Consider the following 13449-nt stretch of genomic DNA (forward strand, 5'->3'; position numbering starts at 1 on the left):
TGGAGGCTACATGAAGTTTAGAACAGCATATATATACTCTCGCGTTAGTAAAGGAGCTCAAGCAAAAGGAGATGGTTTGAGAAGGCAAATTGAATCCGCTACGAACTTTATAAAGTCAACAAATGAGACCAATCGACGTAATGGTGGTTACACGTATCATATTGCAGATAGCCTTATTATTGATAAAGGGCTCTCTGCGTATAAAGGGCTAAATACAGAAGAGAATGCTGGATTAGGTGCTTTTTTAGAGGCATCACGAAAAGGAGAGATCGAGAAGGGGTCTTTACTCGTGGTTGAAGCAATAGATAGAATTAGTCGTTTGCCAGCAGATGATGCAAGAGAGATCTTCAGCAAGTTTAAAACTTATGGTGTAGATGTCGCTATAGTCAAATTTGGCATTATTATTCATCATAATGAGAGTACAAAACTTGAACATGATCTTTTGCTGACAGCAGCAATTCATTTAGCGCATTTAGAGAGTGACCAGAAATCAAAACGAATTAAGGCCAGGTTCGAATATAAGAGAGGTGAGGAAAAAAAAGGAGGTGAGAAACGGACATCAATTTGCCCTGCATGGATGAGGATATCTGATGATAAAAAGTCTTTTGAATTGATTCCAAATCATGAAGCAGTTTTGAAACGAATGATAGATATGAAGTTAAATGGTATTGGGTGCCTTCGTATAGCAAAATCACTAAATGAGGAAGGTATCTTAAACTTTTCTGGAAAAAAATGGCAAGTAAAGCTCGTTGAGAAGTATTTAAAAATGGAACAGTTGGTTGGCTCCTTTCAAAGAGTAGAGCATGTCCGTGATGAAGATGGGGTCATCAGAAAAAAACCATTAGGGGCACTAGAAAAACATTATTATCCGTCAATTATAGATGAAGCAACATTTTTACGGTTAAAAAAATCATTTAAGAGAGCCGGAGGTCGGCAAACTGGGGCTTATAAAAACCTATATAGTAACTTGTTATACTGCCCAACATGCGGAACAGCGATGAGCTATTTTAAACCTAATCGTGGAAAAATTAAGATTCGTTGTAGAAAACAAATTGACAATCGAGGTTGTAATCAAAGAGCCCTCAATTACGAGGTTCTTGAAAAGCGTTTGATTGCTGCTCTTTCCGGGTTAGATTATGCAAAGATTAACAGTCAAAGCTTCGCGATGCTGGAAAAAGAGATTAGTTTATTAGAAGCTACTATTACTGATCTTGAAGAGCAACAAAAAGCAGTCGAAAGCGCTTTTCTTGATGAAGACGATGTAAGGATTCAAGTTGTTTTTAGAAGTAAAATAAAGGCCATTCTCGATAAAATAGATATGGAACGTAGTAGGTATGAGCAATTGATTGTTGTTAAACAGGACTATGATATGTCCGTTGTCAATGAATTAAAGCTTGAAAAACCAGAAGACCGAGAAAAGTATAATCAATTTGTTCGTAATTTCGTTAGCTATATTGTGGCTACCGATGATTTGGAAGATAGCCCTAGGTTTATCAGAGTGGTATTCAAAGCGCAATCAGTTGGAGAGGTTGATTTTGGATTTAACGGTGAATTGGTAGAGAACGAAAATGCTGTTAGCGGATTATATACAAGAGAAGAAAATGTTAAAGACGTTAATGTGACAAGAACAATTTCTTTGTCAAAAGTCCTTACTTTTGATGAACAACTTAAAGAAATATTGGATGTAACGCCACCTTTAGCTCAAGATGTTCGCGAAAAAATTCGATACTACTTTGAGTTGCAGCAAGCAGTGAAAGCTAACCCCACCAAGTGGCTTAAGATCGCTAAAAATGCCCATCTTCCTTTAGCTGGAAGAGTAATTTAATACTTATATTATTTCGATTTATCAGTATGAAATATCCCTTAGCATACAATTCAGTTGACAGCAAGAGGTTTTTGTGTTATTATTGCGTTCTTCCTTCTTAATCCGTTCATTAATCATATCTTCGATGTATTGCGGGTAGTATTGTCTCATTGATTTGAGGTACACATGAATAAAGCTTCTTCTGCTAGATTATTTCAGCTCATTAAATATGCTGCTAATGATGAAGTCCTGACTCAATATTTGTTTGAATACAAATTAATTGAAATTTCTTTTTCGATAGGTTTACGCAACCTGATGGAGTCTAAAGGTATTTCTAAACAGCATATTGTTAAGTATCTGTCCTACACAACTTTGAATGGCCACATTGGATATCTAAAGCTTAAGGATAGAGTGCAGCAAGTACAACTAGTCTTCGGGGTAGTCGAGGTATCAAGAGAGGATGCTTCTATCACAGGGTTTTCTATCTGCCTATGTTTGGATGAAGAGGAAAAGGAGTTCGGATTATTGTCAACTCATAGACAAGTGTGCGAGATCGATTCCCCCTTAACTTAGTTATAAGGAGTGCGATTGAACTTCATTATTGAACTAACTAGAACTAATTATTTCAAACAACGTCCCCGATCACTGCGGTTTTCAAGACAACAACAGCTTCTTTTCTACATTAACAAACACATTTTATCGACTCTTGTTCATGCGAAAAACAAACAGGTTGCACGTTTAAGCGGTGCCAGCCTTACGGTTGAATTTCATCCAACATTTGAAAAGCTATCAACTAACGCTAAAGCGATTATCAAAGACTCCATCCACCAATCGATTGATATGCGGGAGCCTCAGCATACTTTTGATACGCTGAGAGTGGGGTTCGTTCCTTACTACAAATTATTGCTTTGTTGGCAGGTTGATTACCTATGTGATTCAAAGCCCGTGTCTGTGTTAGATATTCGCGGTGATGTATTGAGCAACATTGAGTTCAAAGTAACGCTCACACTGGATAGCACGGGAGAAAAATTATGATTGGAGGTGTAATCGGCGATATTGCGGGAAGCTGTTTTGAAGGCCAGAGAGGAGTTGAGCTAAAAACATATAATTTACCGATGAGCAAGATTTTTTCAGGTTGTGCAAGAGCAACGGATGATAGTGTATTACTAGCAGCGACGGCTCAAGCGATGCTTGATGAGAGTGATGATTTTTCTTTGTACTATAAACGATTTGCGCAACAACACCCTAGTGCGGGTTACGGTCCGGGGTTTTCGAGTTGGCTCAGCGGAGAGAATGCGGAATACCAATCGTTTGGCAATGGTGCAGCGGTAAGAGCTGGTGTCCTTGGTTATCTGACTAGCGAAAGTGACGTGTTACACATGGCACGTAAATCGGCGGAAGTATCACATCAGCATGATGAGGGCGTAGCAGGTGCAGAATCGATGGCGTGGGTTATTTGGGCGGTCAGACAAGGCATATCAAAGGATGAAATCAGTCAGGAGTTATATCAACGTTGGAATTACTACGTTTCACCTGAACCTTCACATGATCTACTCGGAATTCGCATGAATGGAGGCTTTGATTCGTCAGCAGTTAATACCGTGCCTATTTCGATGTTCATCGCTTTATTTAGTGCGACCACTTTTGTGAAGGCAATTCGAAGCACGCACTATATCGGAGGTGATGTTGACACGATGGCCTCAATGGCTGGCTTGATAAAAGCTCAATATGAGACTATTCCACCCGAATGGGAAACACAAGCAAAGCGAATTTTGTGGAAAAAGACACCCAAAATTTTAGAGACTTTAGAGCAATTTGAAGCGAAATATGAGCAATTTCATTTATTGCCATTTTGAAATGATGAGGAGATTTAAATATGCCGATATCACCTGGGTTATTGTTTTTTGTCATTTTGGGGCACTTTTTCTCGGAGTTTGCTAGCGATATAGCGGCTGGCTTAGTCAATGACATTTATTGGTCATGGCTTCGTTATGACTGGGTGAAGTCTCTATATTTTGAACTAAAAAGAAATACTATCATCAGCTATATCTTTTTTGGGAGTCCGTTTTTCATACTCGCTGTTTTGTGCGGTATACCACGCCACCGACGTTAATAGTCGATTGGCGCTGTATTTATCCATACGGAGGCTAGAATGAGTAACGTCGCATCCATTGTTGGTAGGAAGCGGAGTTTGAACAATGGTTCGCTCCATTTTCACCATTAAACGTCTGATTTCGCCAGGACATTGTTTGCTCATCGACTTCTTGTTTCATCGCATCAAAGTTGTGATTGGATTTATAGACATGCTGATGAGACGAGCAGTGGAGTAAATTTTGTTGGTACGTTAGAAGAGAGAGTTTGTCTAAGTACGCTCTAAACTCAATCGATTCATCGTCAAGCCCAAAAATCATTTTCATGAGTAGCAGCATATTAGCCACAGCAATCGCTTGTTCTTTTTTTCTACGAGATGTCATCATCGTAAAATCCGCCCAAGCGCTATTGTTTCTCTTCCTGACGAATAAGGGGGCGTTTACTCTTTTTATGCATTCAACTTCTTTCTTTGACACTTTTACACTAAATTGCGCATATAGCGGAGTGTCCTGAGAAAGCCCTAAAGCAAAATCGTCACGGCTCGGTTTGTAGCTCACGCCATTTTTCAGTAATGCTTGGAATGTTAACTGTGTTTTTTTAATTCGTGTACCGGATAGCCACAGCCCTTCTTTGTTCGAATATGAAAGACCTCTTATCTCGCCTTCGTTGTTCAATGTTGCTTTCACTGCGATGTCTTTGCTGGCGAGCATACCCACAAACTGAGTCATGCTTCTAGGCGTTCCGTGTTGAGCGTATAGCAGCTTAATAGCAACGCGAATAGAATGGGCAGAGTCGGATTTTTGGGCTTGTATACGACCGCCAGCGGCCTTAATTTGAGGTTTTGTATAGTTGTGTCCAAAACCTTCATAGGGGTTGTCGACTTTTGTTAAGTTATAAGCTTGTTCAAAGTGACGCATGATAGGCCAACCTTTTTCATAGTCTTTGTAGGTTGAGACTAATGGCCCTCCTAATTCAAGCTTGACACGGGAGGCTAAAATATGGACATGTTCAATCTTGTCACTATGTTTACACGCTATCCAATGGCATTTATCGTAGCCAAGCTTTGACATGTATTCTTGACAGACCTTTTCCCATTCTTGTGAGGAGAGGTGCTCGTTTGGCGCTAAACTGATGACAAAATGTTTGTAGAGTTTTTCACCTTTACCGGTGTGCAGTTCTTGGCTACTCTGAAAGGCGATAGACACCCCTTCTAGTTCATATGCTCCGTCTACCCATCGGGGTAAACTACCTACGGTACCAGCGATAGGATCGATGTCATCGGGATTAAACTCATGTTCATGTCGGTCACCTCTGAAAATATAAAGTAGTGTCTTTTCATAGCCCGCTCGAAGCTCTTTTGGGTTATGTGTCATAGTTGTGCTCTCCATCCTCAAATATGGCTGCATATTCTTCAAAGTGCTGAGCCTGCTCTTGGATATTCGCAGTTCTTTTCTCTAGCTTATTAATGATGTTGGCGTGAATTAATAAATCTCTGCGTGACAAAACATTGTTTCGATAAGCGGTATTTATCTGTTTTGTTGATTGATTAAGATTATTAAACGCATTAATGAACAGCTTCATATACTGAATAGATTGTTTGCTCTGTACTTTATAATTAATGCCTCCTGTAGATACACATGAAAGTAAAACTGTGCGTAAATACGTTGCCAATTGTTTTTGGTTGGCTTTCTGAGCATTTTTACAGATATATTCCCATTCTTTTTGTGTTAATGATATTTGGATCTTCTTGTTGCGTTTTTCCCACTCTGTTTTTTTAGGTCTTCCTGATTTATTTAACATGTTAATTTTTATCCCTTTTTGTATTGTTATTAGCGCAGAACCTGAAAGGTTTGAGCATGTACTTTAATTTTGATACACACATAATAATTTTGTGTGTATCAAAATATTGCTGGCCAATCGTTCGAGTTATATTTGATTTGTTCAACTGTAATGCATTAAATGATTCAGGCACACTTTTCCTTTCTGATTGAAAGTAAAGGTAATCGCCATTCTTTAAGCCTTTAGGGGCAAATAAGGCTTCTGATATAAATGCGCCATTAGCTTTATATATTACTTCTGCGTAATACATTGTTGATTTATAGTTGACTTTATCTTCTTCACAGTGCTTGTGTATTAATTCTGTTGAAGTGTCGTTATATTTATTTAAATAGTTAAGTAACATTTTAATCCTGTGATTCTACGGCTATGTGTACTTAATTATCGCATTAAATTTGTTGGTTTATTAACTGAAATTTTATTTTTAATCTAAGGCTGTGGAAGTAAGGAGTATTATTGGTTTTAAAAAAGAGCTTTAGAATATGACGCTTCCAATAATAATTTGAATGGTAGAGTGTTAATAAAATTCAGTATGTACGGGAGGAGGTTTTTTAACTTACGATTGATTTTAATTTTAAAAAATAATCAATCATGTTTATTGATATCAAAACATTTTATTTGGCCATCATCATACGATGATGAATAAATCCAAAACTATAAATAATTGAGATTTTATTAATTATTTTTATTAAATATTCTAATTATTATGTTAAGTTTTTTGAATTTTTTGTCAAGTTAAATATTTTATCTAATTTATTATTCATTTAAGTCACTGCTAAATTATCTATATTTATCAATATTTCAGCACATGACAATCAATATCATTTAATACCATCCGCATTGGCCGTATTCCTCACACGCACGCGAGAGCTCAAGCTAGAGATTACTAAGTGTGATTATTGTCACGTATTTGGCAATCATTTGAGACGCTATCAGTTAAAGAAAAATGAAGTTTTAGTCAATGTTGAAAGCTTTAAGATCTGAGTGCTGAGCTTGCTTAAAGTCAATTATTTGCTCTGATTTAGGTAGATTGATATCGTATACCAATTTCAAAAATCCTTTTAAAAACAATAACTTAAGGTATTGACGGGGTGCTGTGTGAACGTTATTGTAAATGACAACAGGTGATAGTCGCTTGTGAAGAATGGAGAAATAAAATGTTAAAGATACTTAATTTAAAGAAAAAAAATCGTGTTTGGTTCGCCGCAGAAGTAGAAGGGCGTAAGTGTAAGTTGAAAATTGATAACTTATCGAAAAAGTTGGAACTTGGTGAGTATATGCTTGATGTTGAGGACATATCGACAGAAAGTCAGTGGGGCAAAGAGTTGAAGTTTTGTTTAACTGGAAAGACGGGGATAGCAGAAGCGAGCGACTTCATCCATGTATCCACACCCTTTAATCGTTATTTTATCGAACAGTGTCATCAACTAGGTGGCGTTTGGGATAAAAAAGCGAAACATTGGGCTTTTAATGATTTAGTTGAATCAGAGGTCGAGGAACTTGAGTTCTGTTTCAATTCAACGTTGATATCTATTGAAGTGAGTTTACCTAGTAATCTAGAAGCCAAACATGAAGGTATCTATTGCCTCGGGTATTCAGTCGCTTTTGCACAGAATCGAGATTCAGGCGCTAAAATAACCAGAGATGTATTTGTAGTTAAAGGTGGATTCAGTAGTGGAGGCAGTGCGGAAAACTGGGTTACCACTGGGGGAAAAGGCACTGTCTTTAGAATGAAGGTTCCTATTGAGGTGTTCAAAAAGTACTCCAGTGCAGAGACCCACTACGAGTTTAAGCGCTTGGACAAAGAAGCGGAAAGCAGTGAAGAGGCGCACTATGGATAACTCAGTGAAAGCAATGCTTGTTGAGCGTGCAAAAGCTAGGCGTTTGAACAGGCTAGATCCTGATTCCGACTGGAACGAAATTGTACAACTGGTTGAAAATCAGCCGAGGCTCAGACATTTTGTTTATTGTTTGTATACTGGACATCATTATAAGTTAGATGATATCAACATGTTGGATCACAGAAATAGACCAATTGCATTTTTCATTCTCGATCATATTCACCCAGAGAATCCTTTTGGGGATATATGTGACTACGAAAAGGCAAACTAAAGTTGGGTTAAGTGCGACGCTTGCGTCGGTCTACCTAGAACAAGGTCGAATACAAAAAGCCTTATAGTGGATTTTCAAACATGACACTATTTAGAAAACTCGCGAGCAATACAGTGTATTGTTCGCGAATATAAATATCCAAAAATATGATGTTGTTTAACTTTGCCCCAAATTAGGCCTTCAAATACGTTACCTTTGTTTGTGATACGCATTCTATGCTAGTAGCCGTTTAATAAACGAGTATATCGTTAGTATCCAATAGCTATTTTTGCAAAATTAGCTAAAATAGCTAGAAGTTGTTTTGACCCGTGTTGGATACGTTATGAACAAAGAAATTATAGAAGAAATCAAGCTGGCACTCGCTTCAGCTCCTCGTAATCAGTACATGACTGAGTTCTGTCTACAATCTATCAAATATGCTGATGAACTAAGCAATCTTACCGCAAGAGAATTTTGTGAAGAGTTAGGGATAAAACCTAGCTATGGTACAGAGTTTAGTAAGATGAGAAACCTTACCTCACGGCTTAAAGCTGCTGGTTTAGATATAAGGAAGATATAGTCAGTATGCTAATTGATAACGTAACAACTAAAGTATCAGAAACGCTTTCCAATTCGATTCAAACTAACGATAAGCTGTCTGTAATGACAGGGCTTTTCTCCATCTATGCTTTCGAACATCTAAAAGATTCGTTGAGTCAGTTAGATTCAGCACGATTGTTATTCTCTCAAGCTAAAGGGTTTGATTCATTTGATTCACTAGGTAGTGAATCGCCTTTCGGTGCGCTGAATGGTTCTGCATTAGAAAACAAGTTCCGTAACCAGTTAAATCAAAAAGCAATAGCACAAGAGTTTGCTCATTGGTTAGAGGAAAAGGCATCCGTTCGTTTAGTGCAACAAGCTGGAGCTGTTCATCAGCACATTACGCACGTAAATTCACATTCAGAATCAATAGCGATAAACGGTGCTCAATTCAATGGTCAAGGTATTGGATTAACAGAGTCGAATGGCTTTGACATGATTAGTCTTGCTAATGCAGATCAAGCTAAAGAGCTTTTAGGGTTCTTTAATAGAGTTTGGGGAAGCAAAGCACAAGTTAAAGACGCAAAGGCACTTCTACAAGCGGAGCTTGCCAAATTCACGACTGATCAAACACCACAGTTTATCTACTTCATTACGTTATATAATATTTTTAAAGATTTTGTGGGTGATCTGCAAGAAGACAAGATCCTGAAAACTAAAACAGGTTTTAAAGATACGACTGTCTGGAACAAGCTGTATAAGTTTCAGAAAGATGGTGTATTAGGTGCAATCGACAAACTTGAGCACTTCAATGGTTGTATCATCGCTGATAGTGTTGGTTTAGGTAAGACATTTGAAGCCCTGGCTGTAATCAAATACTACGAACTTCGCAATGATAAGGTTCTTGTGCTTTGTCCTAAGAAACTACGTGATAACTGGCTAATCTATACGCAAAACGACAAAAGAAACTTACTTTCTAGTGATCGTTTTAACTACGATGTTCTTAACCATACAGATATGAGTAGAACGGGTGGTTACTCAGGCGATATCAATCTTGAGACTATCAATTGGGGTAACTACGACCTTGTAGTAATAGATGAATCTCATAACTTCAGAAACAACAACCCTAAGAAAGACGGTCGAAACCGTTATCAGAGATTACTTGAAGATATCATTCAAGCAGGGGTAAAAACGAAGGTATTGATGCTCTCAGCTACGCCCGTAAATAACCGTCTAAATGATATGAAAAATCAAGTAGCGTTTATCTCTGAGGCGAATGACCAAGCTTTACATGATCACGGTATCAACAGTATTGAGGGGACGCTAAGACAAGCTCAAACTCGCTTCTCTAAGTGGGCTGAACAAGATCCTGATATTCGAACATCGAAAGACCTTTTAGACTCGATGAATTTCGATTATTTCAAACTACTGGATATTTACACAATAGCTCGTTCTCGTAAGCATATTGAAAAATATTATGGTACTGCTGATATCGGAAAGTTCCCGACCAGACTATTACCTGTAAACCTAAAAGCATCAATTGATCTTAAAGACCAGTTCCCACCACTGGAAGAAGTGAATAAGACCATTAGAAGGTTATCACTTGCGTTCTACTCACCTATGAAATACGTGAGAATGGATAAGAAAGCAGAGTACGCGAGACGATATGACCAAGAGGTTAAAGGTGGTAAAAGTGTATTTAAGCAAGTAGACCGTGAAGAAAGCTTGATCCATCTTATCCGTATCAATCTTCTTAAGCGTATGGAAAGCTCAATCCATTCGTTCACGCTAACATCAGAAAAAGTGCTTACTCAGGTAGATACACTACTAAACAAAATTCATAATTTTAACGCTAATATTAAGCCCCATATCAATAAAAAAATAGTTAGTGATGAACTAACAGAAGAGTTTGTTGCTCCGCCAATAGAAGAGATTGATGATCTAGAATTTAACTCGCCAGAACTCGCTCCATATCTAATTGGTAATAAAACCAAAGTGCGTATTCAAGATATGGATCTGATTCGTTTCGCCCAAGATCTTGAAGCAGATAGAGTATTCCTTCAAGAGATTGTTCGAGAATCAAAAAGCATTAACTCAGAGCGTGATGCCAAACTTTCTATGTTGAAAGAAGCGTATCTTGAGAAATGTAAGAACCCGATAAATGGTAATAATAAAAAAGTTATTATCTTTACTGCTTTTGCTGATACCGCAGAGTACCTATACAAAAACTTATCATCTTGGGCTTCTCAAGAGTTGGGTCTTCACTCTGCCATTATTACAGGTCAACGCACTGAAACGACCTTGCGTGGAACGGATGGTAAAAAGTTCAAAACTGACCTGAATAGCCTTTTAACTCATTTCTCACCTAAATCAAAAGAGCGTGAAAAAGTCTTTCCAGAGTTTAAAGAAGAAGTCGATATTCTTATAGCTACCGATTGTATCTCTGAGGGTCAGAACCTTCAGGATTGTGATTACCTAATCAACTATGACATTCATTGGAATCCAGTTCGTATCATTCAGCGTTTTGGACGTATAGACCGTTTAGGTTCTGTAAATGATGTGATCCAGCTTGTTAACTTTTGGCCAAACATGGAGTTGGATGAGTATATCAACCTAGAAGCAAGAGTTAGTGGGCGAATGGTACTACTTGATATTTCAGCAACAGGTGAAGAAAACGTTATAGAGCAAGATCCTAAGATTAACAAAGGAATGAATGATTTAGAGTATCGTAGAAAACAGCTTGAGCAACTTCAAAATGCAGTTGTTGATCTTGAAGAAATTTCAGGTGGTGTATCTATTACTGATTTGACACTAAATGATTTTAGAATGGATTTGTCGGGCTTCCTAAGCAATAAAGAGCTGAGTAGTAAAGATAATGACAATACTAGTGTATTGGAACAATCGCCAATAGGCTTGTTTGCGCCAGTGGTTATAAATAAAGAAGCATTTGAATCTGAATCAAGTCAGTTCTCAGGTCTTGGTGATGAGATTGAATCAGGTGTGATCTTTTGTTTGAAAGACATTAAAGGAAAAGTTCAAGTTGAAGAAAGCTATTCGCTTGCACCTTACTATCTGGTCTATGTTTCTGATGAAGAAGAAATTTTATTTTCGTTTACTCAGTCAAAACAAATCCTCGATCTGTGTAAAAAACTAGGTTCAGAGTTAACCAATATTGACCAATCAACAGACGCTTACAATCAGTTTGCAAGACGTTCTAAAAACGGTAAACAAATGAAGCATTACCAGAACCTTCTCGCTAAAGCGGTAGAAAACATTGCTGGTAAGAGTGAAGAGATTGGAGCAACGAGTCTCTTCAATAGAGGTGGAACGGTCTTATCTGCATCAAGCACTCAAAACGTCAATGATTTTGAAGTTGTTAGTTACATGGTCATTCTATAGGGGCGTTACAATGAGCAATGTTATTGATTTTCACTCTTGTGAGGTAAATAATGAGGCCCTGTTTGGTGCTGTTTATGAACACTTAGCCTTACCTGATTCAACCTTTCTTGGTACTCGTATCACCAAGAAGATGATTCTAGTGAACAACGATCTATCAGCTAGTGATAAGAAGTTGGTCAATGAGGTTGTTCAATTAGTGGAGTGGGTTAATACGCTTAAACCTGAAACGTTGAACATATCTACTTACGTTACTGAAACGGTTGAGTATATTGAAGTAGCCGTTCTCAAAGTCATTTTAAAACCTGATAGTTCAAACCTTGGCAAGTTGAAGAACACTGCGAAGCTCTTTCACACTCTAATCCCATATCCCGTTATCTTAATGATTGAATTAGACGGCCAGTTAGCGATCAGCCTAGCGGATAAGCGAATCAATCAGTCTGATAGTTCAAAACTGGTTATAGAGCATTTTTACAATAGCCAATGGTTTACTGTTGCAAGCTTGAAGAACAATCAAAAAGAGTTTTTGAACGATTTTACGCTTAAAAATGTATCAAGCGTCAACTATTACGAGCTGTATCAAGATTTCATCTCAATGCTACTTAATCTGGAGATAAGTGATATATCCGGTGAATATATTTCATTAAGCACATATACTTCAGAAAACAAGTTGTTTGATATCCACTACAGTAAAAATGAAGATAGAAAAGCAGTACTTGTAAAAATCAAAGAATTAGAGGCTGAATTAATGAGAATGAAAAGCTTAATTTCTTCTTGCCACCAAATGAAAGAAAAATTGATTTTTAATGTTAAGTCCAAAATGATTAAAGATGATATTAAAAAATTGAAATTACAAATTTGAATATTTAATAGTAGGTAAGTTATATGCCAATTTATAAAAATATAGGAAATGACAGGCTAGCTGCAATTGAGTGGGCTTGTAAAAAGTTAGATAACTCTATTGATAGGCCGAATATGAATAGGCGAGGTATTTCTGAAGCATTAGACGATAAAATTATGGGTGATGTTGCAACTATCGCAGTATGTAAACATCTACGTGATGTAGGTTTAGCTGCAATTGCTTATGATCAAATTAGAGTTGATAACTTTAAAGCACCTGATCCCGGATGGGATGTTGTAGTAGCAACGAGTAAGGAGAATCTTTATCATTGGGCTAAGACGACTCAAGAGCCTACATCAGTTCCTAGCTTTGCATTATCTATATCTGTAAAATCATCACGATTACCTAGAGGAGATGATATTAATAGAGCAATTAATACTAGAGATTTTAAAATATTTAACCTACATAGTAATCAAATTGGTTTGGATTTAACTGCTGATATTGAGACTCAGGTGTATTATGGATTAAATGAGACTCAACTTGATGACCTAAATATTGTTCATGAAGATGTTCTTGAAGCTATTGTTCATAGAGAAAATTGCAAGATAATTGATGAAAGACTGCTGATTTACTCTAGATATAGTAACTGTATATTATCTCGATGGAATTTTTCGGAAGACATCGTTAAGAAAACAAATGAAAAAATTAAAAAAAATCAGCGTATAACGTGGACTTCTTTCGGAAAAAGTATGTGGATAGCACCTTTGTTAGAGGGTCACACGTTCCGTGACCTCACGAGTTTAAAGTATAAGTTAAACAACTTATAACTTTCGGAAGGTGTATGAGATGT

The 13449-nt window shown here is 37.3% G+C and carries 13 protein-coding genes; 10 read left to right on the top strand and 3 right to left on the bottom strand.

The window, feature by feature from the left end; translation table 11 throughout:
- Positions 1–10 precede the first annotated feature (10 nt).
- The 4 genes from HRQ85_RS03955 to HRQ85_RS03970 all read left to right on the top strand — a co-directional run bounded on the left by HRQ85_RS03955 (position 11) and on the right by HRQ85_RS03970 (position 3660).
- A complete protein-coding gene (locus tag HRQ85_RS03955) occupies positions 11–1825 on the top strand; it encodes a recombinase family protein (protein WP_108194604.1) in 1815 nt (604 codons plus the stop codon).
- A 165-nt stretch (positions 1826–1990) separates the two neighbouring features.
- Positions 1991–2377 carry a hypothetical protein gene (locus tag HRQ85_RS03960; RefSeq protein ID WP_108194603.1) on the top strand — a complete coding sequence of 129 codons (387 nt, stop codon included), beginning with the start codon at positions 1991–1993 and terminating at the stop codon, positions 2375–2377.
- Between the two features lie 15 nt (positions 2378–2392).
- Entirely contained in the window at positions 2393–2839 is a 447-nt protein-coding gene (locus HRQ85_RS03965; protein WP_108194602.1) for a hypothetical protein, read from the top strand.
- Positions 2836–3660, top strand: a complete 825-nt coding sequence (locus tag HRQ85_RS03970) for an ADP-ribosylglycohydrolase family protein (RefSeq protein WP_108194601.1) — start codon at positions 2836–2838, stop codon at positions 3658–3660. Before HRQ85_RS03965 ends, HRQ85_RS03970 begins: the two co-directional genes overlap by 4 nt.
- Before the next feature lie 291 nt (positions 3661–3951).
- On the opposite strand, the gene HRQ85_RS03975 is transcribed toward HRQ85_RS03970, so the two are convergent.
- The 3 genes from HRQ85_RS03975 to HRQ85_RS03985 are packed head-to-tail and all read right to left on the bottom strand — an operon-like array spanning position 3952 to position 6077.
- Entirely contained in the window at positions 3952–5268 is a 1317-nt protein-coding gene (locus HRQ85_RS03975) for a relaxase/mobilization nuclease domain-containing protein (RefSeq protein WP_172378766.1), read from the bottom strand.
- The gene (locus tag HRQ85_RS03980; protein ID WP_108194599.1) at positions 5258–5695 is read right to left on the bottom strand and encodes a hypothetical protein; all 438 of its coding nucleotides are present in this window, start codon (positions 5693–5695) and stop codon (positions 5258–5260) included. Before HRQ85_RS03980 ends, HRQ85_RS03975 begins: the two co-directional genes overlap by 11 nt.
- 1 nt (position 5696) lies before the next feature.
- Positions 5697–6077 (bottom strand): hypothetical protein, encoded by a 381-nt coding sequence (locus HRQ85_RS03985; RefSeq protein ID WP_108194598.1) that lies wholly within the window; start codon positions 6075–6077, stop codon positions 5697–5699.
- An 811-nt stretch (positions 6078–6888) separates the two neighbouring features.
- Between HRQ85_RS03985 and HRQ85_RS03990 the strand changes: the two genes are divergently transcribed.
- From HRQ85_RS03990 to HRQ85_RS04015, 6 genes are all read left to right on the top strand, one after another.
- Positions 6889–7572, top strand: a complete 684-nt coding sequence (locus HRQ85_RS03990) for a hypothetical protein (RefSeq protein WP_108194597.1) — start codon at positions 6889–6891, stop codon at positions 7570–7572.
- Positions 7565–7843 (top strand): hypothetical protein, encoded by a 279-nt coding sequence (locus tag HRQ85_RS03995; protein WP_108194596.1) that lies wholly within the window; start codon positions 7565–7567, stop codon positions 7841–7843. Before HRQ85_RS03990 ends, HRQ85_RS03995 begins: the two co-directional genes overlap by 8 nt.
- A gap of 322 nt (positions 7844–8165) precedes the next feature.
- Positions 8166–8402, top strand: coding sequence for an HTH-like domain-containing protein (locus tag HRQ85_RS04000; RefSeq protein WP_108194595.1), 237 nt, complete (start codon positions 8166–8168; stop codon positions 8400–8402).
- A 131-nt stretch (positions 8403–8533) separates the two neighbouring features.
- On the top strand, positions 8534–11761 hold the full coding sequence (locus tag HRQ85_RS04005) for a helicase-related protein (RefSeq protein WP_253918827.1): 3228 nt from the start codon (positions 8534–8536) through the stop codon (positions 11759–11761).
- Between the two features lie 10 nt (positions 11762–11771).
- Positions 11772–12620, top strand: a complete 849-nt coding sequence (locus HRQ85_RS04010) for a DUF4391 domain-containing protein (RefSeq protein ID WP_172378767.1) — start codon at positions 11772–11774, stop codon at positions 12618–12620.
- 23 nt (positions 12621–12643) lie between these two features.
- A complete protein-coding gene (locus HRQ85_RS04015; RefSeq protein ID WP_108194592.1) occupies positions 12644–13426 on the top strand; it encodes a hypothetical protein in 783 nt (260 codons plus the stop codon).
- Positions 13427–13449: the final 23 nt, after the last annotated feature.

Source organism: Vibrio sp. Vb339, from assembly GCF_902751245.1.
GTDB lineage: Bacteria > Pseudomonadota > Gammaproteobacteria > Enterobacterales > Vibrionaceae > Vibrio > Vibrio coralliirubri.